20 protein-coding genes and 1 pseudogene are annotated in these 22,865 nt (G+C 40.7%); 17 read left to right on the forward strand and 4 right to left on the reverse strand.

What is annotated here, in order from left to right:
* The 4 genes from ACKVDP_RS08920 (at nt 1) to ACKVDP_RS08935 (ending at nt 2,976) form a co-directional block, all read left to right on the forward strand.
* On the forward strand, nt 1-369 hold the full coding sequence (locus tag ACKVDP_RS08920; RefSeq protein ID WP_409228477.1) for an HIT family protein: 369 nt from the start codon (nt 1-3) through the stop codon (nt 367-369).
* A gap of 87 nt (nt 370-456) precedes the next feature.
* Nucleotides 457-1,383, forward strand: a complete 927-nt coding sequence (locus ACKVDP_RS08925) for a restriction endonuclease (protein WP_409228478.1) — start codon at nt 457-459, stop codon at nt 1,381-1,383.
* 330 nt (nt 1,384-1,713) lie between these two features.
* Complete coding sequence (locus ACKVDP_RS08930) at nt 1,714-1,917, forward strand: hypothetical protein (RefSeq protein WP_409228479.1); 204 nt, start codon at nt 1,714-1,716, stop codon at nt 1,915-1,917.
* Between the two features lie 210 nt (nt 1,918-2,127).
* Nucleotides 2,128-2,976, forward strand: a complete 849-nt coding sequence (locus ACKVDP_RS08935; RefSeq protein WP_409228480.1) for a DUF1643 domain-containing protein — start codon at nt 2,128-2,130, stop codon at nt 2,974-2,976.
* 62 nt (nt 2,977-3,038) lie between these two features.
* Here the strand turns inward: ACKVDP_RS08935 and ACKVDP_RS08940 are convergent, their stop codons facing one another.
* Entirely contained in the window at nt 3,039-3,602 is a 564-nt protein-coding gene (locus ACKVDP_RS08940) for a DUF2179 domain-containing protein (protein ID WP_409228481.1), read from the reverse strand.
* Nucleotides 3,603-3,998: 396 nt separating this feature from the next.
* Between ACKVDP_RS08940 and ACKVDP_RS08945 the strand changes: the two are divergent.
* The 10 genes and pseudogenes from ACKVDP_RS08945 to ACKVDP_RS08990 all read left to right on the forward strand — a co-directional run bounded on the left by ACKVDP_RS08945 (nt 3,999) and on the right by ACKVDP_RS08990 (nt 17,051).
* Nucleotides 3,999-4,790: pseudogene (locus ACKVDP_RS08945) on the forward strand (SDR family NAD(P)-dependent oxidoreductase).
* Nucleotides 4,791-5,058: 268 nt separating this feature from the next.
* Nucleotides 5,059-6,666: an efflux RND transporter periplasmic adaptor subunit gene (locus ACKVDP_RS08950; RefSeq protein WP_409228482.1), complete on the forward strand. Its 1,608-nt coding sequence runs from the start codon at nt 5,059-5,061 to the stop codon at nt 6,664-6,666.
* Nucleotides 6,667-7,344 carry an ABC transporter ATP-binding protein gene (locus ACKVDP_RS08955; RefSeq protein WP_409228483.1) on the forward strand — a complete coding sequence of 226 codons (678 nt, stop codon included), beginning with the start codon at nt 6,667-6,669 and terminating at the stop codon, nt 7,342-7,344.
* Nucleotides 7,341-8,537, forward strand: a complete 1,197-nt coding sequence (locus ACKVDP_RS08960) for an ABC transporter permease (RefSeq protein WP_409228484.1) — start codon at nt 7,341-7,343, stop codon at nt 8,535-8,537. Before ACKVDP_RS08955 ends, ACKVDP_RS08960 begins: the two co-directional genes overlap by 4 nt.
* 169 nt (nt 8,538-8,706) lie before the next feature.
* Entirely contained in the window at nt 8,707-9,510 is an 804-nt protein-coding gene (locus ACKVDP_RS08965) for a putative hydro-lyase (RefSeq protein ID WP_409228485.1), read from the forward strand.
* Between the two features lie 36 nt (nt 9,511-9,546).
* Complete coding sequence (locus ACKVDP_RS08970; protein ID WP_409228486.1) at nt 9,547-10,128, forward strand: carboxymuconolactone decarboxylase family protein; 582 nt, start codon at nt 9,547-9,549, stop codon at nt 10,126-10,128.
* Nucleotides 10,129-10,517: 389 nt separating this feature from the next.
* Nucleotides 10,518-13,223: a PAS domain S-box protein gene (locus ACKVDP_RS08975; protein WP_409228487.1), complete on the forward strand. Its 2,706-nt coding sequence runs from the start codon at nt 10,518-10,520 to the stop codon at nt 13,221-13,223.
* Between the two features lie 153 nt (nt 13,224-13,376).
* On the forward strand, nt 13,377-13,595 hold the full coding sequence (locus ACKVDP_RS08980; RefSeq protein WP_409228488.1) for a hypothetical protein: 219 nt from the start codon (nt 13,377-13,379) through the stop codon (nt 13,593-13,595).
* A 67-nt stretch (nt 13,596-13,662) separates the two neighbouring features.
* Nucleotides 13,663-16,338: a DEAD/DEAH box helicase gene (locus ACKVDP_RS08985; RefSeq protein WP_409228489.1), complete on the forward strand. Its 2,676-nt coding sequence runs from the start codon at nt 13,663-13,665 to the stop codon at nt 16,336-16,338.
* The gene (locus tag ACKVDP_RS08990; protein ID WP_409228490.1) at nt 16,335-17,051 is read left to right on the forward strand and encodes an SWIM zinc finger family protein; all 717 of its coding nucleotides are present in this window, start codon (nt 16,335-16,337) and stop codon (nt 17,049-17,051) included. Before ACKVDP_RS08985 ends, ACKVDP_RS08990 begins: the two co-directional genes overlap by 4 nt.
* A 120-nt stretch (nt 17,052-17,171) precedes the next feature.
* Here ACKVDP_RS08990 and ACKVDP_RS08995 read toward each other — a convergent pair whose 3' ends face one another.
* The 3 genes from ACKVDP_RS08995 to ACKVDP_RS09005 form a co-directional block, all read right to left on the reverse strand.
* Nucleotides 17,172-17,510 (reverse strand): DUF302 domain-containing protein, encoded by a 339-nt coding sequence (locus ACKVDP_RS08995; protein ID WP_409228491.1) that lies wholly within the window; start codon nt 17,508-17,510, stop codon nt 17,172-17,174.
* A gap of 150 nt (nt 17,511-17,660) precedes the next feature.
* The gene (locus ACKVDP_RS09000) at nt 17,661-17,912 is read right to left on the reverse strand and encodes a hypothetical protein (RefSeq protein WP_409228492.1); all 252 of its coding nucleotides are present in this window, start codon (nt 17,910-17,912) and stop codon (nt 17,661-17,663) included.
* An 87-nt stretch (nt 17,913-17,999) separates the two neighbouring features.
* Entirely contained in the window at nt 18,000-19,232 is a 1,233-nt protein-coding gene (locus tag ACKVDP_RS09005) for an S-layer homology domain-containing protein (protein ID WP_409228493.1), read from the reverse strand.
* A gap of 216 nt (nt 19,233-19,448) precedes the next feature.
* On the opposite strand from ACKVDP_RS09005, the gene ACKVDP_RS09010 reads away from it, so the two are divergent.
* The 3 genes from ACKVDP_RS09010 to ACKVDP_RS09020 all read left to right on the forward strand — a co-directional run bounded on the left by ACKVDP_RS09010 (nt 19,449) and on the right by ACKVDP_RS09020 (nt 22,718).
* On the forward strand, nt 19,449-20,660 hold the full coding sequence (locus tag ACKVDP_RS09010; protein WP_409228494.1) for a Tm-1-like ATP-binding domain-containing protein: 1,212 nt from the start codon (nt 19,449-19,451) through the stop codon (nt 20,658-20,660).
* Nucleotides 20,661-20,666: 6 nt separating this feature from the next.
* A complete protein-coding gene (locus ACKVDP_RS09015) occupies nt 20,667-21,488 on the forward strand; it encodes a phosphoenolpyruvate hydrolase family protein (RefSeq protein ID WP_409228495.1) in 822 nt (273 codons plus the stop codon).
* Between the two features lie 213 nt (nt 21,489-21,701).
* Nucleotides 21,702-22,718: an aldo/keto reductase gene (locus ACKVDP_RS09020; protein ID WP_409228496.1), complete on the forward strand. Its 1,017-nt coding sequence runs from the start codon at nt 21,702-21,704 to the stop codon at nt 22,716-22,718.
* Nucleotides 22,719-22,865 lie beyond the last annotated feature (147 nt).

The following is a 22,865-nucleotide window of genomic DNA, read 5'->3' on the forward strand; positions in this document are numbered from 1 at the left end:
ATGGATTGTATTTTCTGTAATCTGGATGATTCAAAGATCATACTTGAGAATGAGGGAGCAAGAGCAATATTTGATATCTTTCCGGTAAATGAAGGCCATATGTTGATTGTTCCAAAGAATCATATTGTATCTTATTTTGATGCACGTGAAGAAGACAAGAAGTATCTTTGGAAGCTGGTTGAGGAGTGCAAGAAATACCTTGATGAGGAGTATAAGCCAGATGGATATAACGTAGGAATTAACTGTGGTGAGGCAGCAGGACAGACTGTGATGCATTTACATATTCATCTGATCCCAAGGTATGTAGGGGACATTGAGAATCCAAGAGGCGGAGTAAGAGGAGTAATTCCAGAGAAGAGGATTTATTAGTAAGAGGGAATGTATAAGATAGTGTAATAGGATGTTTGTTTGAAAAGTAAATGAGACTTGTAATTAGGAATTTCTGGAGGTGTTATAGTGTCTATACCCAAGTATTTTGAGTTTATGAAGCCACTTCTAAGTATGATGAGTGATAAGAAGGAGCATTCTAGAAAAGAGATTTACAGCTCAATGGCAGAAAGATTCAAACTGACAGATGAAGAAATGAAGGAATGGCTTCCAAGTGGCAATCAACTGATATACAAAAATAGGATAGGATGGGCAATTACATATCTCAAGAAAGCAGGTCTATTGGAATCATCAAAGAGATCCACGTATAAGATAACTTCTCAGGGAATAGATGTTTTGAAGGATGGCCCCGAAATTATAGACAGTAAATACCTCCAGAAATTCAAAGGGTTCCAGGAATTTCAAGGAAGTGGAAATAAGAGTAACAATGAGGATGATATTACAAGTATAGCTTCTAATGAGGAGTCCCCTCAGGACCAGTTGGAAGATGCATATCAGACGATTCTTAGTGCACTTATGGATGATGTCTTAAATGAGGTTATGAACCAATCACCGGATTTTTTTGAGAAACTTGTGGTAGATTTACTTGTAAGCATGGGATATGGTGGCAGAAAAATTAAAAATGGTCAGGTGCTTGGAAAGTCAGGTGATGGTGGAATTGATGGTGTTATAAAGGAAGATAAGCTAGGATTTGAGAAGATATATATCCAAGCAAAGAGATGGGATGTAAGCAGTACTGTGGGTCGTCCAGAGATTCAAAGGTTTGTGGGTGCGTTAAGCGGTAATGGAGCTCAGAAAGGGGCCTTCATAACAACTGCTAAATTTTCAAAGGAAGCAAAGGAATATGCTGGGATGCAATATGCATACAAGATAGCTCTAATTGACGGTGAGAATCTTGCAAAACTTATGATTGAAAACAATATAGGAGTTTCTGTGGTGGATACCTATGTAATAAAACAGATTGATACGGACTATTTCAATCAGGATGAAGTGTAGGATTCATTTATAGTCAAGTAAATCAAGTATATTCGTTCCAAGGGAGGTAACAAAGACAAGGTGACAGGAGCCATGTTTCTATTCTTTGTGTAGGACACATTGAAAATCCAAGAGGGGGAGTAAGAGGAGTTATTCCTACAGGGATGCGGACATAATTATAGACCACAACAATTTATCTTTTGATATATTTTTGAGATAACGCATGTTAGAGAAGATATACATTTTGCCAAATTTGACTTGGGTTCTTTATAGACATATCACCTCATATTTTCTTGTAGGTGTGGCAATAGAAAACAGCAAATAAGTAGTGTGAAATTGGAGGGGATGTAGTTGAAGGTTGGGATCAGAAAACCAAGCTTGAATAAAAGAATTAGATCCAGAACTAGCATTAAAAGACAACTTGTCCATAGGGCAGGGTTAAAGATGCCTCGTGGGTATGGATGGGCAAGAAATCCCAGGAAGTACCTCTATAACAAGGTTTATGGGAAGACATCATTTGATATTTTCAAGATTATGAAAAAAATATTCAAATAGATTAAAATGAGGCATGAAAGGGACAGGAGATAAAGGGACAGGAACTGTGTCTTATTGATGCATATGATTCCAAGGTATGTAGGGGACATTGCGAATCCAAGAGGCGGAGTAAGAGGGGTTATTCCTGAAAAGAGGACCTACTTAATATAAGTGATTCAATCTTTAGAAAGAAAGTTGGGGAACTATTCAATAATAATGGTTTTGACTAGGATGCAAGAACTTGGAGCTGATACTTTGAGATGGTTATACGAGAAAAACAAAGACAATACAGTTCGTTATGTGCTGGGGGTAAAAGGGGAAAACCCACTAGTTTGTATAGGAATAAACCCTAGTACAGCTGAACCAGACAAATTAGACAATACACTGAAGTCAGTGGAAAGGGTCGCAAAGACCAATGGCTATGATGGATGGATTATGTTAAATGTTTATCCACAAAGGGCAACTGACCCTAATAATCTACATGAAAGAAGAGACTATGATTCCCATTGCAACAATCTGGAACAAATAGAAAAAATTATGAAAGAGTATCAACCGGATATTTGGGCAGCCTGGGGGACAATAATTACGAGGAAGGACTATTTGTTAAATTGCTTGTATAGAATAGTTGATCTATCAAAGGCTTACAATTGCAAATGGTTCAGTGCAGGAACTATATCAAAGAAAGGACATCCTCATCATCCACTTTACCTAAAAAAGGATGTTAAGTTAGACTCTTTTGATATTGATGGTTATATTCAAGAAGCTAGCACTGATAGGGTGTTTAGGTACATCAAAGATTTAAGGAAAAAATATATAGATTCCGAATCAGATTTTCTTGAAACAGTATATAGGGCTGATCTAATGGATAGGCATTATGCGAGCAATCTAACAACCTCACCCATACACATAGAAGAAGAGATGAAAAAACTTGGAGATGCAGATTATGTTTTTTCAAAGGCACTATTAACAGCAATTTTAAGGGAAGACCATTTTGCTAATGGTTCGCTGATTGAAAGAATAGAAAACGGAGATTTGCTGAAGGTCTTAAAAAGGTTGAAGAAGTTGAAAAGTGAAGTTTAAAGGCACAAAATATGGATTTTGTGCCTTAATCATTTTTCCAAAAAATGAGATAATAAGCTTGCCTATCCCACTTGTTCAGAATCAGTCTTTACTTTCTTGAGTTGAAGCTTTCTTTGCTTTTTCATATTATTTACAAGGAATCCACCCCTGAATCTTCTAGGTTCGTAAGAGATAACAAAGGACTGGGGTTCATATTCATCTATTAAATCCATTAGCTCCTTTCCCCTGCTTCTCTTGGTAAGGATATCTAACCTAAATCGTTTGCTATCTCTACCTTCTCCCTCATAAACGGTAACTCCAAAGCCATCGTTTCTTAAACGGGCAATTAAATCGGTGTTTTTATTCATCAGGTTTACTTCAAAGTTACTATAGCCAATGGCAAGTTTGTTTTCAACATATCCACCCACAAGTATACCTACCCCAAATCCGCCTGCATATACGATCATTGCTAGGGTTCCTTGGTCACCGCTAAAGACAAGGGATAATCCAAAGACATAGACAAGGGCTTCCAAAAAACCAAGAAACGCTGCTATCATGGTCATATTCTTGACTAGAAATATTGTCCTAAGGGTTAATATGGGTACATAAATTAGTTGCAGTAACAGTATTAAGAGTATGTTTATCACAAGTGTCAACGCCTTTCAGATAAAGTATTCAAATTATATTTGAGACCATTTATAGTTTAAACTATGGGTGGGTTTTTGCCAATAGTAATTTATGGGAATATCAAATAAAACGTTCTTCTAATATTTTTTGCCATCAAAAATACAATTATCTTTCTTACTTTGAGCAATTAATTCAAGGGATTGAAGGATTTAGATAATTGAATTTGCGAAATGGGAGTATTTGATATTTAATAGTGGAGATGTTAAAATCAAACTACGAGCTATACCAAATTAGCGCTGTAAAGTAAAATGCCTATGTTTCCTAGTATTACTGGTTTATCTTAAACAGATTTGCATTGGAAGTGAGTATTGAGAAGATGTGGTAACCAGTATGAAGATAAAAAGGAGCTGAGTACTATGTCAATAGAGATTTCACTTGTTGGTAAAACGGCTGCGATAACCGGTGGAGGAAGAGGTTTAGGAAAGGAAATAGCAATGACCCTGGCAAAGGCTGGAGCCAAGGTATGGATAGGTAACAGGACGGAAGAGCAATCGGTAAAGACTGTCAATGAAATGAAGTAACTGGGATATGAAGCAGGGTACACAAATATGGATGTTGCAAATTATGATGATATGAAGAGATTTCTGGATGATGCTGAAGAATTTGGTAATGGAAAGCTTGATATAGTTGTCAATGCTGCTGGTATAGTTGATACTGATTCCTTTATGGGTCTGAAAGTTGACCAATTCAAGAAATTACTGGATGTAAATGTTATTGGCGTAAGTAATGCTGCCCAGGTGGCAATTGAAAAAATGAAACCCCACAATGACGGAAAGATAGTTATTGTGGCATCAATTGCTGGTAGAGAGGGACTTGAAATATTGTCCCATTATTGCGCCACTAAAGCTGCAGCTATTAGCCTTACACAATCTGCTGCCAAGGTTGCAGCTCATAACAATATAAATGTAAATGCTATTGCTCCTGGCATTATCAGAACAAAAATGTGGGAAGAGATACTTGATGGAGTGGCTCCAGAGGGAGCTGACCGAGATGAGGTTTTTGATGGATTTATTGAAAGTATGATTCCGTTAAATAGACCTCAGACCGAGCAGGATATTGCAAATACTGTGTTGTTCCTATGCAGTGATCTGGCTTCAGAAATAACCGGACAGACCATAAACATTGACGGTAGGGCTGTAATGAGTTAAGAGTTGGAAATATTGGGTTACTTAAGGGGAAACATTGTATATGAACAGTGCTAATGGTAAAGTTAAACGCTGCAGATGGCCGAAGTGTCCCAAGCAGCGTTTTGTTTTATGCAAAAAAATTCAATGTCAGAAGGAATGTTTTTATTGGTATTTCAAATTTATCTACCATCTTCACAAATTGAACACAATTTAAACACATGTTGTCCACTTCTTGCATATACAATGTATATACCAATAAACGAAAAAATATGTTATAGGAGTGGATCGTGTGAAAAGAGGATACAAATATATGATTGCAGTACTAATAATGCTGGCCATAATGGTCGGTTTTTGGTTTGTCAGACAAGACATGAGGACCCAGGCAGCTGAGTCAGTTGAGCAATCAATTACGACAAGTGTAATAAAAGGAAATATACAGCTTACCGCAAGTGGTTCGTCTGTTATTCAATCCAGTGAAAAGAAGGAAATAAATGCCATAACCAATGGGAAAATTGAAGAAATATTGGTATCAGAAGGGCAGGAGGTCCGTGAAGGCGACTTGCTTCTTCTTTATGAAAATTCCTCAACTAGCTCCGAAATACAAAAGTTGATGCTGGACCTTGCGCAGAAGCAATCAGAGCTTTCTGGAATATACGAGACCAAGTCCAGCTTAAATGTATACGCTCCAATTTCAGGATACATAGAAAATATATCAGCTGATGTGGGTGATGATCTGAACAATGGTTTTAAAGTTGCCACCATTACAAACAGTGACGTTCTTCTCGTTAAGGGCTACTATGTAAAAGGGGATTATGATCTAATAGCTGTAGGGGATAGGGCCAATGTAACGGTAGATGCCTACATGAGAACATTCTCCGGTACGGTTTTAAGCAAGAATGAGACTCCTCAAACCAGAGGGGGTGGGATAGTGCTATATGAGATAGCTGTTGGTCTGGATAATGCCGGAGCAATGGCAGCTGGTGATGTGGGACGAGTATCGGTTTTAAAAGGGGTGGGAGAATTGAGAAGCTATGAAACATCTGAATTCAGCTACTCAGACAAAAGAGATGTTGTAGCAGGAATTGTAGGGAAGGTAACCTCCATCAGTATAAAGGATGGGGACTTTGTAAACAAGGGGGACTTGCTCCTAACTCTTGAAAGCTCCAATGTCGACCAGCAGATAAGCTCCCAGCAGAACTCCATAGAAAAAATAAACCTGGAAATCTCTGAGAAATACGATGTTATGGATGATTATGCCGTATATTCGCCAATTTCTGGGGTTGTAACATCTGTAAATGTAACCGAAGGAGAACAGGTGGGAAACAACAACACACTTTTCACAGTGACCGACCTGAACAACCTTGAAATAGTCATTCCTGTTGATGAGCTGCAAATAAATGAGATTCAGATTGGTATGCCAGCCCTGGTCAGTGTGGAAGCAGCATCCGGAAAGATTTACGATGCCACGGTCTCACACATAGGACTGGAGGGAACCTCGCAAAACGGAGTATCAACCTTTGATGTTACCTTGAAATTAAGCAGTTCTGAAAATCTCAAACCTGGAATGTCGGGGGAGGGAGTCATTGTCATAGACAAGAGCACAGATACACTGTTGCTTCCAATAGAAGCCGTTCAGACAAACCGTGAAGGCAGCTTTGTCATTATGGCCGATGCCCAGGATGGTGAGCTCACACCTGTTAAAATTGGGTTGGTTTCAGAATCATATGTTGAGATTTTGGAAGGGGCTTCAGAAGGTGACATCATAAAGTATTTCACAACCTCACAAACTGAGCCTGCCATACAGCCAACGGAGACAAGGCTACCAGGCATGGGTGGAGGAATCCCAGGAATGGGTGGTGGACAAAAGGGTACAGCCCCTTCTGGAGGTGGGAATTAGATGCTATTGGAGCTTAAGGACATAACAAAAGTATATAAGACTGGAAAGCTTGAACTGAAGGTTCTAAAAGGAGTCTCTCTGGACATTGATGAAGGTGACTTCATATCCATTATCGGTCCCTCAGGTTCTGGCAAGTCTACCTTTATGAACATTTTGGGCTGTCTGGATACCCCGACTGAAGGAACCTATAATTTTGAGGACAGGGAGGTAAGCAAATATACCGCAGACGAGCTTGCAGAGATACGAAATATAAAGATTGGATTCATTTTTCAGAAGTTCAACCTCTTGCCGAAGCTAACGGCTATTGAAAATGTTGAGTTACCATTGATTTATAGAGGAGAAACCACTTCTGCAAGACGGCAGATAGCAACCAAGGTTTTGGAGGATGTGGGTCTTGGAGGGAGAATGAATCACAGACCTTCAGAAATGTCCGGTGGGGAGCAGCAAAGGGTTGCCATTGCAAGAGCGCTTGCAGGAAACCCAAAACTTATCCTGGCGGATGAACCTACAGGAAATCTTGATACCAAGTCAGGTGCTGAGGTATTAGAAATATTGAGGGAACTTAACAGAAATGGAACCACCCTTGTTATGATAACCCATGACATGAATGTTGCATCCCACGGCAAGAGGATTATCAGGATTCTAGATGGGGAGTTGAGCCAGGAGGTGTCGGCATGATGTTTGGCAAAAAAACTGGCATGAAAGCCGGTATGGTCATAAAGCTTGCCCTGGCTTCGATATTTTCAAACAAGATGAGAAGCTTTCTTACCATGCTGGGAATAATAATTGGAACGTCTGCGGTGATTATCCTGGTGACCCTCGCTCAGGCAACAACGGAAAGTGTAACTGAAAACATTGAAGGAATGGGAACAAATATTTTGAGTGTAAGCATTATGGGTACTGGGAATCAAACATCCCTTGACTATGAAGATACACTGGACATTTCCAATATAGATGGGGTTGATTCAATTTCCCCAATTGTCAGCGGACAGGCAACCCTGAAATATGAACTGAACTCCACTGATATAACCGTAGAGGGAGCGGATGAGGGCTATGCTCCTGTAAGAGGACAGAGCGTCTCATCAGGGAGGTTTATACATTTCCTGGACATTGAAAACAGACACAAGGTCATCCTGCTGGGGACAGAGGTTGTACAGGACCTTTTTGGTTTTGCCAGTCCCCTGGGGGAACAGGTCAAGGTCAATGGAACCAGCTTTACGGTCATAGGTGTGCTTGAGGAAAGTGAAAGTACAATCGGTGGAAGCAGCAACGATAAGGCACTAATACCTGTTTCCACTGCGGAAAGATTTTTCAGGTCCCCTGGAATAAAGAGCATCAACATACAGGCGGAATCTCCGGAGTCAGTAGCAGGTGTGCAGGCTCAACTGGAGGCCTTTCTTCTTCGTATGTTCAACAATGACCAGGGAGCATACAGAATCTTTAATCAGACGGATATGCTCTCGACAATTGGTGAGGTTACGGCAATGCTGACTATGATGCTAGGAGGAATAGCCGCAATATCCCTTGTTGTTGGTGGAATCGGTATAATGAATATAATGCTTGTATCAGTAACTGAAAGGACCAGGGAAATAGGCATAAGGAAGGCAATTGGCGCAAAAAGAAAGGACATACTCAGCCAGTTCATAATTGAGGCTGCAGTCATAAGTGGAATTGGTGGGCTTATCGGAGTAATTTTTGGGATAATCGGAAGTTATCTCATCAGCAATATTATGGGCCTTCAAATTACCATAATATTCAGCATACTGATCATTTCATTCCTGTTCTCTCTGGCTATAGGCATGTTCTTTGGAATATATCCTGCCAACAAGGCTTCAAGACTAAAACCGGTGGATGCCCTGATGTATGAGTAACCATCAAACACCTACCTGTGGAGTTTCCATTATGCTTTATTGCTTGGAGACTCTGCAGGTTATTTTATAGGGATCTTGCTTATCCAAAAGTAAAGCTTTCAGTGGATAGAACTTGGAATTTTGTGTATAATGGGATTATAGCCATAAAAATGGAAATAGGAGGGAAATCATGATTGAACTGAACATGGATCTATCGAATCAAAGACCTAAGGATGTAAGACAGCTATTTAGAACTGGAGAACTGATTAAGCCAACTTCAGGAATGTGCAGAGGTCATATCCAGGCTAACTTGGCTATTGTACCAAAGGATTTGGCATTTGACTTCTTGCTGTTCGCCCAAAGAAACCCCAAGCCATGTCCCATATTGGACGTAACTGATGTGGGTGATCCTGAACCTAAATTGATGGCACCTGGTGCAGATTTAAGGTATGATATTCCACTGTATAGGATTTACAAGCATGGAGAACTGGTTGACGAGGTTTCAAACCTAAAGGATTATTGGAGAGACGATCTTGTTGGATTCTTGCTGGGATGCAGCTTCTCATTCGAATCAGCAATGATAAATGCATCAATACCTATCAGGCACATAGAGGACAATCACAATGTTCCAATGTACATAACCGATATGGATTGTGTACCCGCTGGAAATTTCCACGGGAAGATGGTAGTCAGCATGAGACCTGTTCCCTATAACCTGGTACCAAGAGCTGTACAGGCCACATCAAGATTTCCATCTGTCCATGGAGCTCCAATCCATATTGGGGACCCATCAAGGATTGGAATAAAGGATGTCAATAAACCGGACTTTGGAGATCCTTCCGTGATAAAGGATGGCGAGGTTCCAGTATTTTGGGCATGCGGTGTAACTCCGCAATCAATAGCCATGACAAGCAAGCCGGAGCTTATGATCACACATGCACCAGGACACATGTTCATATGTGATCCCAAGGATGAAGATCTGGCTGTATTGTAGAAGCATAAATAAAATCAAACAGAATGAAGGGTTAAAATGGAGTTTGGAAGAAAGCTATATTCATTGGGAGAAATATACACAATACTATATAAAGGTATAAGGACTGCACCACTTATGTCAAAAGCGAGGCGCAAGGGCGAGATGAGCTCTGAATTTATGGAGAGGATCATGCTGGCTGTAACTGAGGTCAATGGATGTCCTCTTTGTTCTTATGCCCATACCAAAATGGCTCTTGAGGCTGGGATGAGCAACGAAGAAATTCACAACATGCTTTCGGGAGTCATGGAGGATGTACCAGAGGATGAACTGCAGGCTGTTATGTTTGCACAGCATTATGCCGATTCAAGGGGAAAGCCTTCAAAGGAATCTTGGGACAGGGTTGTCCACAGCTATGGTAAAATTAAATCACAGGGTATACTTGGAGCCATTCGGGCGATTATGATGGGCAATGCCCTTGGAATACCTTGGGGTTCATTTTTAAACAGGTTTAAGGGAAAGCCCGATGAGAGGAGCAGCCTGGGCTATGAGTTGGCTGTAATTGTGGTCGGCAGTCTGATGGTACCAATTGCAATGGTTCATGCTCTGATAGGTTCAATTTTGAATAAAAGGGATGATTAATTTTAATCCCACCTCCAATAAGATCTTATTGGAGGTGGGATTTACTGCTTATGATCTATACTCACTGCATTCTACTGTTAAAATGTTTTCTTCTTCGGTTGTGGTATTACTTTAGACATTCTTATATGTCAATATATTGTTTACAGACTTATCAAATGATATACTGACTGTAAACATGTAGCTGAACAATTAGTAAAAAAAATAGTATAGACAACAGCTGGAGGAAGAAAAATTCAACCAAGGTTTCTTGGAAGAGTTGTACAATATAATACTCAAAGTATATTGATTGCCTAATGGTAAGCGGTTCAATTCTGAGCTGGCGGAGGGATTTGTCGAGATGATGAGTATGGTAAAGTTACAATCATCAGAGTTCAAATCAGGAGGTTTTTATGGTCAAAAGTTATAAGGAAAATCAAATGCTAAAACTAAACAAGTATGCTAGGGAATATATTGAAAACAAGGATAACGAGGTGGACTATCAAAAGATCTCCCAACAGATGAAGGAATTTTCTGGTGCTGAATATGTAATGTTCGATATCTTTGATGAGAACGGCAAGGATTTCACCCTCGTTGGATTTGAAGGGAACAGAAATAACATAGAAAAAGCCATGGATATAATCGGATACAATATCCTTGGCAAGAAATTCAAATACGAGGAGGGTAGAAACGAGAAGTTTGAAAAATCAATAGTTACCAAGGTCGACTCCTTAAAAGAGCTTGTGGGCAGTGCATTGCCCAGTTCAGTAACATCAATATTGGAGAAAATATTTAAAATAGAGAGTATCCTTACAGTTATAATAACAAAGGATGAGAAAACAATAGGTAACTTCATTTTGATATTCAATAAAGAGCAAATTGAAACCAGCGACGATATGCTGGAGCTATTTGCATCACAGGTTGGGTTATTCATAGACAAGAAAAAAATGGAACAGAGGAGTCAGGATTCCATCAATAGATTTCAGTCCCTATTGAAAAACAGTGTCAGCATAATTACCATTGTTGATGGTGAAGGGAATTATGTGGATGCTTCGGATAGTGCTGCAAGGCTAATAGGAGTAGATAGAGAGGAACTTATCGGGAAGAATTTCAAAGAAGTTGTTCCTGAAAAAAATGAAGAATTCATGAACACAATTTCAAGAATCAGAAAAACAAAAAAGCCTGTTTACAAGGAAGAATTCTACAAGGTCGACAATAAGGAAATAGTTTATGAAAGCAGAGTTTTTCCTATAGAGGAAAAAGACAATGAGGTAGTACTTTTTGGTTCCATAGCCAATGATATAACTGAAAGAAAAAAAGCTGAGCAGGAATCAGTTCACTTCAACAACCTGATAAGATATATCTTGGAGCATACTCCAAGTGGTGTCGCAGTTCATGACAAGGATCTTAACTACATATACGTAAGTGAAAAATATCTGAAAAGCTATAATATTGAAAGAGAGGATGTTGTAGGTAAGCATCATTATGAAATTTTTCCTGATCTGCCTAAAAAGTGGAGAGATGTGCACAAGCGATCCTTAAAGGGAGAGGTTGTAAGTAAAGAAGAGGATCCCTACTACAGGGAAGACGGCAGTATTGATTGGACCAAGTGGGAATCAAGGCCCTGGTACAATAAAGATGGAGAAGTTGGTGGAATTATTATATATACGGATGTGATAACCCAACAAAAGGAAATGGAAGCACAGATTTACAAAGAAAGAGAGCAATTCAAGACTACCCTGCTGTCAGTCGGAGATGCAATAATTTCCACTGATAGGAATGGTCGAATCAACTTAATGAACAATGTGGCCGAAAAACTAACTGCTTGGTCCAAGGAAGAGGCATTTGACAAACCACTGGAAGAGGTCCTTAACATAATTAATGAACATACAAGGGAACACTGCGAAAATCCTGCAAAAAAAGCGTTGGAGTTGGGAAAAACCGTTGAGATGAAAGAGCACACACTACTTATATCAAAAGAAGGCAAGGAAATTCCAATAGAAGATAGTGCATCCCTAATAGAAGATAGAAACGGAACTGTAACAGGCGTGGTTATAGTTTTTAGGGATTTTACTGAAAAAAGGGAGAGGCAGAAGGAGATTGAGTACTTGAATCTTCACGACCATCTTACAGGTCTCTATAACAGAAGATTTTTTGAAGATGAAATGGAAAGACTTGATGTGGAAACAAATTTACCCCTTTCAGTTATAGTCATAGATGTAAACGGATTGGTACTTATAAACGATGCCTTTGGACACAATAAAGGGGACGAAATTTTGATTAAATCTGCACAGGCAATAAGGAAGAGCCTAAGTTCTGAAGATAGGGTGTCAAGAATTGGAGGGGATGAGTTCTCTATAATCCTTCCAAGATGTGATAAGACTAGAACGGCTGAAATCGTGGAAAGGATTAAGGCGAATGTTGAAGAGGAATCAGAAGAAGGGATTCCGATATCTTTAGCCATAGGCTTTGATACCAAGACAGATTCAAGAACGGTCCTATCAGATGTGTTGAAAAAAGCGGAAAGCAGAATGTATACGAATAAAATATTCTCTGAGCAGAGTAAAAGAAGGGAAGTTATCCTTACCATGCTCTCCACATTGCATGAAAAGCATCCAAGAGAAGAGGAACACTCAAGAAGAGTCAGGGATCTTTCATATAGCTTGGGTAAAGCAATAGGATTGCAGGAAGATAGGTTGAATTTGCTAAAGACTGCTGGACTTCTTCATGATATTGGTAAAATTGCCATTGATTATTCAATTATTGAAAAGGCAGGTGCACTTACGGAAGAAGAATACACGGAAATTAAGAAACATCCTGAAATCGGTTATAGGATACTTAAATCTTCCATTGAATACGAGGATATCGCCAAAACGGTACTTTACCATCATGAAAAGATAGATGGAAGCGGTTATCCAAAAGGCATAAAGAAGAATGAAATTCCTCTTGAATCCAAAATCATAAGCATTACAGATGCTTACGATGCCATGGTATCTTCACGGCCCTATAAGAAAAGCAAGTTTACCAAGGAAGAAGCCATAACTGAGTTGAAAAGGTGTTCGGGAACTCAATTCGACCCTGAGATAGTTAAGATATTCGTTGATAAGGTCCTTGAATAGCATAATCTAGACCAAATGTATGTATTTACTTTTCCTATGTTATTGGAGTTAAAAGAGGGCTACAATTGCAACGGTTATTGCTCTTGCTGCTTTAGTATCTAGAATAGGAGAAGATTTGGTGTTACTCATTTAATGAGGAGTCGAAAATTATTTATGGGAAAAAAGAAGAAAAAGAACAAGAAAGAAGATAAAGTTGAAATATGGACCGAGGAGCAGTATGAGGATTACCTGAAAAGTCTTTATGGAATGGAGTTCATAGCAGGCTTCACTGAGAGTGGTGTTCCATTTGGAAGCTTTGAAGGAGACGATTACAAACCTGGGATACCCGAGAAGGAAGACGAGCTAGATGAGGATGATGATTTGCCTTTTTAGGTGCTAATATAATAAAAATCTGAAATAGCTACCGGGTTAAAGAAAGCTATTAATGGGGGATTTGTACATGTCACTTAAGAAATCAGTTGGAGGAATAGAGCTTAACGCTTTCTTCATTCCGGAAGGATTTATAATAGAGGAAACGCCAGAAGATATTGGGATATTAGGTCTTGATGAGAAAGATCCCCTTAAGAATTGGATACTGAGGTTTGACAGAAGCAAATACGAAGCCTTGTATCACCTTGGTTTCCTGGAGAAGGCCAAGTGGTTTTCACCTGCCCTTGGTTACCTTTATACCATTTCAGACCTTCTAATAAAGAAGCTGTCTCAACAATCGGACATAGAACTCAGCCGGGAGTCTACTAAGGTGGAACTGAGTTCTGATGAGCTTGACAGGTTGATCGAAGGTGTGCCCTTTGTAATTGGCATGGAGTACATTGATTCAAAATGGGTGGAAGTACTATGGAATAGATTGATGGTTGTTTTCCATAATGAAATCAAGGAGTATGATGGTACCGTTGCCAGGTATTTTGCAGAGTATAACTCAAATATAAATGTAGCTGGAAGAGTGTTTTTCCACCTGGTGGAAAACAAGGATGACCATTATCCTTTTGCATTTATGGCCACCTACTCAACCAAACCGGAAAGGAGTAAAAAGGCACTGCACACTCCTTTAAAGAATGCCCTTGTGGAATACAAGGGTGATGATAAACTTCTCCTATCTTTGATGGCAACAGTTATCAAGGCATCGGACAAGAGTCAGCTGATATCAGATTTAATGGAAAGTGGAGAACTTTTCTCTCCATTAAAATTCACTGCAGATGAGGCCTACACATTCCTGAAAGAGATCCCATTTTACGAAGAGGTGGGCATAATGTGCAGGGTGCCTGATTGGTGGAGGAAGAAAAGCAATGCAATTCAGCTTTCAGTGACTATAGGAGAGAAAGAACCTTCTAAGGTAGGATTGGATGCAATTATGGACTTTTCTCCTACATTAAGGGTTGGGGAAGAAGAGCTCACTGAGAAGGAACTGAAGGAATTTTTGGAGATGGCAAAAGGATTGGTTCAGTATAAGGGCAAGTGGGTTGAAATAGACAGAGAAAAGCTGGAAGCTGCATTGGAGGCTTTTAATAGGGTTAAGGACCTTTCCGAAGGCGGAGTATTGTCTCTTGGGGATGCCATTAGAATGGAGCTAAGCATAGGTGACTACCTGGACATCTCCTCAGAGGAGCTAGAGGTATCAGTAACAAATGGACAGTGGTTAAGGGCTATGAAGGATACTCTGGCCAATCCAATGTACAAACAATCGATTGATACTGCACCTACGTTTCATGCAACCCTAAGGGAATATCAGCAGAAAGGATACCAGTGGCTGCACCAGATGTCACAATTCGGATTTGGTGCCTGCCTTGCAGATGATATGGGACTTGGCAAGACTGTACAGGTTATAGCTTTTCTGGAGTACTCCAGAGTCAACCGCGGAGGAAAGGGGTTGCTTGTAATCCCAGCTTCCCTGATTGGAAACTGGCAGAATGAAATCGAGAAATTTGCACCTGACTTGAAGTATAAGATCCTACACAAAAGCGCGGGAGCCATTTCAATGGATATGGACCAAAATGATAGCACATTTCTGTATATAACAACCTATGGGATGGTATCCAGGATGGATGATATCAGAGAAAGGAACTGGGATTACCTGATTCTGGATGAGGCTCAGGCAATAAAGAATCCCAGAACAAAGCAGACAAGGTCTGTAAAGGAGATATCCGCAAGTGTTAAGATTGCAATGACAGGTACACCTATTGAAAACCGCTTGGGGGACCTGTGGTCTCTATTTGATTTTCTTAATCAGGGGCTGCTGGGGTCTTCGAAAGAGTTTACAACATTCGCAAAGGAGCTTGCTGAAGATGGAAGAGGCTATGCAAAACTGAGGAAGATGATTCAGCCCTTCATCCTTAGACGATTGAAGACAGACAAGAGTATCATCTCTGACCTTCCTGACAAGTTGGAGATAAACGAGTACTCCGCCCTGTCCAAAAAGCAGGTGGCTCTTTACAGGCAGCTGGTTGACAAGATAGCATCAACTCTTGAATCCTCTGAAGGGATTGAAAGGAAAGGACTTATACTGTCCAGCATCGTGAAATTCAAGCAGATCTGCAATCATCCGGATCAGTATCTGGGTAGAGAGGAGTTCAAGCCTGAGAATAGCGGAAAGTTTGAACTACTTGGAGAAATATGTGAAACTATCCACGAAAAAAGGGAGAGGGTCATTGTCTTCACCCAGTTCAAGGAGATGACCGACCCGATTTCAGACTTTCTTGAGGGAATATTCCAGAGGGAGGGCCTGGTGCTGCATGGGGGCACACCTGTAAAAAAAAGGAAGGAAATGGTTGAGAAGTTCAATGGAGAACATTACGTTCCGTATATGGTTCTTTCACTTAAAGCAGGAGGAGTTGGACTTAACCTTACAGCTGCCAATCATGTGATTCATTTTGACAGATGGTGGAATCCGGCTGTTGAGAATCAGGCCACAGACAGGGCATTCCGCATCGGTCAAAATAAGAATGTCATGGTACACAAGTTTGTAACAAGGGGAACAGTTGAGGAGAAGATAGATGCAATGATAGCGGAGAAGCAAAGGATTGCAGGTGACATTCTAAGCTCCAGTGGAGAACAGTGGATTACAGAGTTTGACAATGATCAGCTTATGGAGCTATTTTTGTTGGGTGGTGATGTGAAATGAGTCGGAACGATTATCCTAAACAGCCCTCGGTAGCTGAGAAGAAGGCTAGAGCTAAGAAGGCACTGGAGAAGCTGCGAAAGAAGAATCCAGATATCGAGCCTGTGATAATTGAGGGAAGGACTCTTGCCAGAAACTGGTGGGGTAAGGCATGGAACCAAAACCTGGAAAGTTATGCGGACTACAGCAACAGGATTGAAAGAGGAAGAAGCTATGTCAGAAACAATGCTGTGCTGGACCTTAGGATATCGAAAGGTTCAGTTCTGGCTCTGGTGCAAGGAAGCGGCTCAAAGCAGTACTCAGTTAGAATCGAGATTGATACCTTGAGCAGCGAAAAATGGGACCGGGTTACGGAAATATGCAACAATAGGATTGAAACCCTTGAACAGCTGGTCGATGGTAAATTTCCCAAGGAACTTGAGGTTCTCTTTACTGAAAAGAAGTATGGACTCTTTCCTTCACCTGGTGAAATTCGTTTTGGCTGCAGTTGCCCGGACTGGGCAGTTATGTGTAAACACGTGGCAGCAGTTCTTTATGGAATAGGATCCAGACTGGATGCTGACCCTATGCTTTTCTTTGAGCTAAGGGACATCGATGGGCAGGAACTAGTGAAAAAGTCTATGGAGCGAAAATTAGATAACATGCTTAAAAATGCGGGCAAAAGGAGCAAAAGGGAAATTGATACTGAAGATGTGAATGATTTATTTGGGCTATAGAGTCTGAGAGACAATAGTTACAGAGGTCATTTAAAAAGACATAACCAAAGGCTACCAGGAAAAAGATCCTGGTAGCCTTTGATATACTGTACAAATGATCTCATTTAATTTTACTCTACCTTACTTGGCATCCTCCATGGCTGCCATCAAGTCTTTTTCGATATTAGATGCAATCTCAGATAGTTTGCCATCATCAAAGGCCTTCATTAGTTCAGTTGGTCTTAGAAGACCCAGAAAGACTGTTCCCTTATCCTCATATACCGCCATCTTGCAAGGGAGGAACAGACCCGCTTCCATATTGGTTTCCAGAATATCCTTGGCCTGCTTGGGGTTGCATACCTCAAGAACCTTAAAATTTCCCTGGAAATCCAGTCCTTTGCTTTTTAATGTCTCCTCGAAATCCATTTCCCATAACAATCCAAAGCTTCTTTCCTTTAGACTTTTCTTTAATGCTTCCAATACTTCTTCATAACTTTTTCCGGTCTTTACTTTATATTGGATGTTTATCTAAATCCTCCTTTAAATATTTTCTATACTTATACAATGCATACCCAGGAGAGGTATATTCAATCAATCCTAACTACAATGTGAATGATTAAGTTTTTTTAATTACCCTATTTCATGAACCTCCAGATGACGGTCTTCAATGACCCAATTTTGGTTCTCATAACTGTAGGTTATGGTGAGGGTGTAATGACCGACCATCTCGGTGGTTGTCTCCTGGGTCAGCTGATGCTTTCTCGGATGGATCATTTCAAGAATGTATTCCCGATCTTCGATGATTCGAGTGATTCCATCCTTTGGTGGGATTACAAGTTCTCCGTCCATATAATCATAGTAGGTGTCTACATATTCTTCCACAAGGCTACGGTCAGCGATTTCAGAGATATATTCAATCAGGTCCTCCTTGGTGTCAAAATCTCTAACAACCCAGCTGTCAGCCTCTGTTTAATGATAGAGTCTATTCTCAAACTCTACCTCCAATATAAGGGCTTCTTCTGCTGTAAATGGTTCCATATTGATCAGTTCCTCAACCAATATTACAAACAGCTTGGATGCCTCTGCCCTTGTGCTTGTCCTATCTGGTCTAAAGGTGTTGTCTGATGGATAGCCCTTTATTATGCCGAGTTCAACTGCTGTGTAGATATATGGTGCAAACTCGGCTTCAACCTCAGAACTATCTGCAAAGCTCAGCTGACCACTTTGAGGCTCTTCACCAGTTGCCTTGATAATGATTTTTGTCATTTCCTGTCGTGTTATCGGACGGTTGTAATCCTCAAACTCGCCTTCTTCAATCAGTCCAAGTTCAAGGGCCTTGGAAACATAAGGTTCAAACCATACACTTGATGTTCCCTCCTGATAGTAACTAAGGGATTCAACCGCTACTTTAATGAATTCTGCAACTGTGATCTGGCCATCAGGTCTGAATGTTCCATCTGGATAACCTTCGATAAGTGCCAGAGTGACCAGCTTGGCTACATGGTCTACATACCATTCATCACCTGAAACATCAGAAAAGTCTATATCCAATTCAACACCTGAAGCTGCTTCATAAAGTGAATATCCCATGGGATAGGAATCTTCCTCAAAGAACATTAGCTTTTCAAAGGAGATGGCTCCAACACCTTCCTGGATTTTTCTTTCCTCATAGTAGTCACTGTTAATGTCCTCATACCTTACTTTAAAGATCCAGCCTTCATCTGTATTCTCAACATCTGTGATTCTGGACTCCAGTGTTGTAGCTCCTTCTGAATTTTCCACTTCCTGAGACCAGGATGTACCTTCCTTAAGGGGTGTCCTTATAAGCTCAATCTCATCGTATTCTGAATCCAGCATCACTTCTTCTGACTTTGTCTGGATGATAACATCAGAACGAACCGAGTAATCTAGGTTTAGGCTATAGTCCATATCCGATTCTCCTCCTGACATGTCATGAACAGAACCCTCAATTGCATAGTTGGTGGACATTTCATTTATCATCATACTGCTTATTTGCATATCGTGTCCATATTCCACACTTCCATGGTAGGTCCACTCAAAGTTGTTGTACTGAGGGAGTAGATCTTGAAGTTCCAATTCTTCAATATGGTTATCTGCAAGTACGGTTAGCGGACTAAATGTCATGGCTATAACGACAATAGCTAGAGTAATTTTGCTTGCTAAATTTCCTCTAATAACCACTTTTATCTCTCCTTTCAATTCCATATAACGCTCTTATTGATAACTTACCCGAGTAGAATGGAAATATTATTAAAGTTCCATTACATCCGTCAATTAAATCTTGAAACAATGAAAATATTTTGGGTAAGAGGTTTTGTTTTACACATTTATTGGTATATGAGTAATGGCGAGTATTTTTTAGGTTACTGTAATAATGTGATAAGGAGAGTGGTGCTGATGAAAACCGTTGCCATTGCAGGTACATATGACAGCAAGGCGAAGGAGCTAACCTTTGTGAAGGAGGTACTTGAGGGTGTTGGACTAAATACCCTTACAATCAACTGCGGGGTGTTCAAGCCAGAAATTCACACAGATGTAAAGAGCATTGACATTGCCGCTGATATAGGTGAGAACCTTGTTGAGATTGCAGGAAAGAAGGACCGGGCACTGGGGACAGAGGTCATGTCAAGGGCCATGGAAAAGGCCATTCCAAGGCTATATTCCGAGGGAAGGTTTGATGGGATAATCTCCCTTGGTGGTACAGGAGGTACTTCCCTTGTAACACCTGGTATGAGGGCCCTTCCTGTTGGAGTTCCAAAGGTTATGGTTTCAACAGTGGCTTCAGGGAACGTATCCCAGTATGTTGGGACAAGTGACATTATGATGGTTCCCTCCATAGTTGACGTATCAGGCCTTAATTCAATATCCACAAGGATATTTACAAACGCTGCCCTTGCAGTTGCAGGGATGGTTAATCTGGAGCACGAGGAGAAGTCATTGACCAAGAAACCTCTTATTGCCGCTACCATGTTTGGAGTGACCACCCCTTGTGTCAACATGGCCAGGGAGTACTTGGAGGAGAAGGGTTATGAGGTTCTTGTGTTCCATGCCACAGGAACCGGGGGCAAGACCATGGAAAGGCTGATAGAGGAAGGATACTTTGTAGGTGTTCTAGACCTTACCACAACCGAGTGGTGTGATGAGCTGGTTGGAGGAGTTCTTGCCGCAGGCCCAAACAGACTTGAGGCTGCCGGAAAGGCAAAGGTTCCACAGGTGGTTTCAGTGGGTGCACTTGACATGGTAAACTACGGACCTATTGATACTGTCCCTAGGGAATTTAAGGACAGGAATCTGTATAAGCACAACCCAACCGTTACCCTTATGAGAACAACAGTTGAGGAGAACGGGCAGCTGGGTGAGATAATATCTGAGAAGCTTAACATGACCGAGGGTCCAACGGCACTGATGCTTCCTCTTAAGGGAGTCTCCATGATTGATGCAGAGGGTCAGCCGTTCTATGGACCAGCGGAGGACCAGATGCTCTTTGATGTTTTAAGGAAGAATATCGACAGATCAAGGGTCGAGTTGATTGAAATGGACAACAACATAAATGACGAGGATTTTGCCTTGTCAGCTGCCAGGAAGCTAGTGGAATTAATTGAGGGGTGATAATTGATGGATAGACACGAGGTACTTAGAAGGCTTAGAGAGCAGGTTGAAAGTGGAAAGGCGATAATCGGGGCAGGCGCTGGGACTGGAATTTCTGCAAAGAGCGCTGAAAAGGGAGGAGTTGACCTAATTATCATATACAACTCAGGAAGGTACAGAATGGCTGGACGAGGATCCCTTGCCGGACTGCTTCCATATGGAGATGCTAACCAGATTGTTGTTGACATGGGCAGTGAAGTGTTGCCGATTGTAAAGGATACTCCAGTTCTTGCTGGCGTCTGCGGAACAGACCCCTTCAGAGTCATGGACAAGTTCCTGGAGCAATTGAAGGCTCAGGGCTTTGCAGGCGTTCAGAACTTCCCAACTGTTGGACTGATTGACGGGGTTTTCAGACAGAATCTCGAGGAGACTGGGATGGGCTATGACCTTGAGGTTGAGATGATAAGAAAGGCACATGAGCTTGAGATGCTTACTGCTCCATATGTGTTTGACACTGAGCAGGCCAAGAAGATGGTGGAGGCTGGTGCAGATATAATAGTAGCTCATATGGGGCTAACAACAAAGGGGTCTATCGGTGCCCAGACTGCACTTACCCTTGACGAGTCAGTTGTTAGGGTACAGGAAATCTGTGATGCAGGAAAGTATGTGAACCCAGGAGTCATTGTCCTTTGCCATGGTGGACCAATTGCAATGCCAGAAGATGCAAAATACATTCTGGATAGAACAGAGGGAGTGTCCGGATTCTTTGGAGCTTCAAGTATTGAGAGGCTGCCAACTGAGGTTGCGATCAAGGAGCAGGTTGAGGATTTCAAGAGAATTGAACTGTAAGAAAAATTAGGGGTAGCATTAATAGCAAGCGGGCTAAAACTTGGTCTGCTTGTTTTTTTGAACATTAATAATTAATGGAATTAACTTTCGTTTTTTCTTATGCTTGGAGTAGTTGGCACATTAAGCTTACAATATTTGATGAAAAACATTACAATATAGTTATAAAGTGTTGATTGGAGCTGGAATCAACACTTTATAACTTGGGAGGGTAACATGTTGACAGTAAAAGTTGGAAAAACTGGTATTATTGCAAATAAGAATGGTTTTGGAGCTTTGCCTATACAAAGGATTTCCGGCGAGGATGCCAAGGAAATATTGTTGCATGCATATGAAGGAGGCATAAATTTTTTCGATACTTCTCGTGCATACAGTGATAGCGAAGAGAAAATTGGAATGACATTGTCCCATGTGAGGGATAAAATGCATATTGCAACAAAAACCAAATCTAAAAATGCAGATGAGTTTTGGATTGACTTGAGAGAATCCCTTAAAGCAATGAAGACTGATTACATAGACATATATCAGTTTCACAACCCATCCTTTTGCCCAAAGCCCAAGGATGGGACAGGACTATATGAAGCTATGCTAGAGGCCAAGAAGAATGGGTTTATCAAGCATATTGGGATCACTAATCACAGGATGAAAATTGCACTGGAAGTTGTGGAATCTGGTTTATATGAGACCATACAATTCCCGTTCAGCTACTTGGCAACAGAGGAGGAGCTAAGTCTTGTTAGGATGTGCAAGGAAAGAGAAGTTGGCTTCATTGCAATGAAATCACTGGCTGGTGGATTAATCAACAATTCAAGGGCAGCTTATGCACATCAATCATTATTTGATAATGTATTACCTATTTGGGGAGTGCAGAAGCTGGAAGAGCTGGATGAATTCCTGGGCTACACAACCAATCCTCCTGAAATGACAGTTGAGATGCTTGAACTGATTGAGTATGACAAGAAGATTCTTTCTGGTGATTTTTGCAGAGGCTGTGGCTACTGCTTGCCATGCCCAGCTGATATTGATATTACCAATGCAGCGAGAATGTCTCTTATGATCAGAAGAGCACCAACCAAAGTATTTTTTAGTGAGGATTGGCAAAGAAAGATGAAAAAAATTGAAGAATGCATAGAATGCCGTCATTGTTCCGATAATTGTCCATACGGCTTGGATACGCCGAACCTATTGAAGAGGAATCTTAAAGATTACGAGGAATCAATTCAGAAAGTCTGATTTTCATACGGAGCATTTTTCATGGCTTGAATTTTGATCTTCAATTATTGGGAATCATCCACCAGTATCTTTAGAAGGAGTACTTTTGTACATTACGGGTATAAAAAAAGTGACAACAGATAAATAAGACTGGAATACTGATACTTG

Source organism: Gudongella ferriphila, from assembly GCF_046224405.1.
GTDB lineage: Bacteria > Bacillota > Clostridia > Tissierellales > Tissierellaceae > Gudongella.

What these genes read in the sequence shown, in the direction of transcription:
- ACKVDP_RS08920 (WP_409228477.1), top strand. Translation starts at nt 1, where the DNA reads ATGGATTGTATTTTCTGTAATCTGGATGATTCAAAGATCATACTTGAG.
- ACKVDP_RS08935 (WP_409228480.1), top strand. Translation starts at nt 2,128, where the DNA reads ATGCAAGAACTTGGAGCTGATACTTTGAGATGGTTATACGAGAAAAAC.
- ACKVDP_RS08955 (WP_409228483.1), top strand. Translation starts at nt 6,667, where the DNA reads ATGCTATTGGAGCTTAAGGACATAACAAAAGTATATAAGACTGGAAAG.
- ACKVDP_RS08960 (WP_409228484.1), top strand. Translation starts at nt 7,341, where the DNA reads ATGATGTTTGGCAAAAAAACTGGCATGAAAGCCGGTATGGTCATAAAG.
- ACKVDP_RS08965 (WP_409228485.1), top strand. Translation starts at nt 8,707, where the DNA reads ATGATTGAACTGAACATGGATCTATCGAATCAAAGACCTAAGGATGTA.
- ACKVDP_RS08970 (WP_409228486.1), top strand. Translation starts at nt 9,547, where the DNA reads ATGGAGTTTGGAAGAAAGCTATATTCATTGGGAGAAATATACACAATA.
- ACKVDP_RS08975 (WP_409228487.1), top strand. Translation starts at nt 10,518, where the DNA reads ATGGTCAAAAGTTATAAGGAAAATCAAATGCTAAAACTAAACAAGTAT.
- ACKVDP_RS08980 (WP_409228488.1), top strand. Translation starts at nt 13,377, where the DNA reads ATGGGAAAAAAGAAGAAAAAGAACAAGAAAGAAGATAAAGTTGAAATA.
- ACKVDP_RS08985 (WP_409228489.1), top strand. Translation starts at nt 13,663, where the DNA reads ATGTCACTTAAGAAATCAGTTGGAGGAATAGAGCTTAACGCTTTCTTC.
- ACKVDP_RS08990 (WP_409228490.1), top strand. Translation starts at nt 16,335, where the DNA reads ATGAGTCGGAACGATTATCCTAAACAGCCCTCGGTAGCTGAGAAGAAG.
- ACKVDP_RS09010 (WP_409228494.1), top strand. Translation starts at nt 19,449, where the DNA reads ATGAAAACCGTTGCCATTGCAGGTACATATGACAGCAAGGCGAAGGAG.
- ACKVDP_RS09015 (WP_409228495.1), top strand. Translation starts at nt 20,667, where the DNA reads ATGGATAGACACGAGGTACTTAGAAGGCTTAGAGAGCAGGTTGAAAGT.
- ACKVDP_RS09020 (WP_409228496.1), top strand. Translation starts at nt 21,702, where the DNA reads ATGTTGACAGTAAAAGTTGGAAAAACTGGTATTATTGCAAATAAGAAT.